The organism is Microbacterium gubbeenense DSM 15944 (assembly GCF_000422745.1).
In the GTDB taxonomy this organism is placed as follows: domain Bacteria; phylum Actinomycetota; class Actinomycetes; order Actinomycetales; family Microbacteriaceae; genus Microbacterium; species Microbacterium gubbeenense.
Genome location: NZ_AUGQ01000060.1, coordinates 1 through 2,102, shown reverse-complemented (window position 1 = coordinate 2,102; position 2,102 = coordinate 1). Strand labels below are relative to the sequence as shown.

The 2,102-nt window shown below is 63.8% G+C and carries 3 protein-coding genes; all 3 read right to left on the bottom strand.

The features are described 5' to 3' along the window. Nucleotides 1–754: type I restriction endonuclease (locus tag G510_RS0113255; protein ID WP_029153997.1), on the bottom strand; the 754-nt coding region annotated here is incomplete at its 3' end. Continuing rightward, nucleotides 751–1,878 (bottom strand): restriction endonuclease subunit S domain-containing protein, encoded by a 1,128-nt coding sequence (locus G510_RS17695; RefSeq protein ID WP_157560686.1) that lies wholly within the window; start codon nt 1,876–1,878, stop codon nt 751–753. The genes G510_RS17695 and G510_RS0113255, both read right to left, overlap by 4 nt. A 31-nt stretch (nt 1,879–1,909) precedes the next feature. Further along, nucleotides 1,910–2,102 (bottom strand): hypothetical protein (locus G510_RS18610; RefSeq protein ID WP_036323477.1); only part of this gene is annotated, 193 nt, incomplete at its 5' end.

The window sequence follows — 2,102 nt, the reverse complement described above, 5'->3', positions numbered from 1 at the left end:
TGCCCTCGTGGCCGTCATGGCCCTGGTTGAAGGGCAGGAAGCGCGTCTCCGCGCCGTCGAGCTTGGTGGTCATGTAGGCTAGGTCGTTCGAGACGGCGAAGTGCACGAGCGCTCGTCCCGGCTCGAGCAGCGCACGCGTGGGACCGGGTACGCGGTCGTTCTTGTACTGCCTGACGGCGTCGTTGACCGTCTGGGCGTTGTCGGTCTTCAGCTCGAGCGTGACCACCGGCAGGCCGTTGGCGCACAGGACGACGTCGATCGTCTCGGTCGTCTCCGTGTCGAAGCGCACCTGACGCAGCACGCGCAGCCGCACCGCGTCCGACTGCTCGACGACGCTGGTCAGGTTCGGGTTCGCCGGAGGGAACGCGACCAGCGGGCCGAACCGTGCCGACGGCCGTCCCACCTGCGCATAGCTGAAGCCCTTCCGGAGCACGCCGAGCAGCCCGCCGACCGGATGACCCGAGATCGGGTCCATCCGCGTGGGCTTCCTCAGCTCCTTGATGATGTGCTCGAGGAGCTTCGTCTGGGCCTGTTCCAGCGCGCCGCCCACGAGGTCCGACGGCACGGCCTTCTCGTACTCGTCGGGGTACTGCGTGGCCAGCCAGTGCAGGACGTCGCCGGGCACCATGGCGCGGGCGATGTCCCATCCCACCGCGGCCGGAGCGCCGCCGTCCTCGTACAGCCAGCCGCGTGCGGCGAGCCCGTCGCAGAGGGTGTCCTCGAACTCCTTCTCGAGCAGCTGCGGGTCGCTCATGCGACCTCCTTCCGTCCGGTGACGACATCGGTGATGAGCGCCGAACGACGCTCGAGGAGCAGAGCCTTCAGCTCGGCGGCCTTCGCGAGCATCTGGTCGATCTTGCCGGTGACCTCGTCGAGGTGGTCAACAGTTGCGCGTTGCGTATCGAGATCAACCGCCGGAATGCGCTGTTGCCCCAATCGTGATCGTGAGATGCGCTGGCGAGTCGAACCACCTTGAAGGCTCTCGATCAAGGTTCGAAATCGGCGGCTGTTGAGGACATATGCGAGATACGCCGGGATCGTCTTGGCTTGATCGGCGCGCACTACAGCTACGTCGACCACGGTGATCGAGCGCCCGAGGCCAGTTGGCAAAACACACGCGCGACCGAGAGGATCTGGCATGCGAGCGATAAGCACGTCCCCGGGGAAGACTTCGCGGCACGCAAGACGTTCGAATGCCTCCTGGTTCACTCGGCGGTTGGATTTGTCCAGGAACTTCCCAACTCCAATATCCGCGAGCTGAAGAAGCCGGATCTCGCCGCTCGGATCCTGATCCCTACTCTCGACCCAGTCTCCATCAAAGAAGTTCTTGGCATCCGATGCGAACGCAAGCGGAACGGTCGCCCCTTTGAAATGACTGTCGATCGCTTTCATCACGGCGGCATCGCGCCGCACCTGGAGTAGCTCAGTCAATTCATCTAGCTTTCCCAGCATTGCGTCGATCTCGCCCGTCTCGCGGTCGAGGTAGTCGGCGATGCGAGTCTGGACGATGGCATTCGGCCGGTGCACGGTGAACTCCCGGAGGCCCATCCACTCGACACGAGGCATCTTGACGCCCTTTGATGCGGCTTCCGTGTACCGAATGAATCCGCGGCTTCCTACCACGTAGTTCAGGAAGCGTGGCTCGACGTCATCTGCCGGTCGATACACATGGATGTCGCCGCCCGCAGTCCCGTCACGGTCAGCGAGCCAGTACTTGGCGAGATAGGGGCGCAACTTACCGAAGAGTACATCGCCTACAGAGAACGGTGTGCCCTTCGCGTCGTATTGAGACAGTTCGCCCTGAACGAGCTTCCCACTGTCGGGGATCATGTCTTCGAGGGAGACCTGGAACTCAGCCGGGTTGTCGTTATCCGTCACGAGCGTTGCCAATGACCAGAAAGGCGCGGTCTCACGCATCCCGGTGCACCGCCTCGAACATCTCGCTGAGCTCGCCCATCAGTCGCGCGACGTCGGCGTCGATCTCCTCGAGCGGCCGTGGCTCCTCGGGCACGTAGAATATCCGCGTGAACGGGATCTCGTTGCCTTCCTTGGCCTTCGACACGTCCCAGGTCGCGCCTTCGGCGAACGGCAGCACCTCGCGC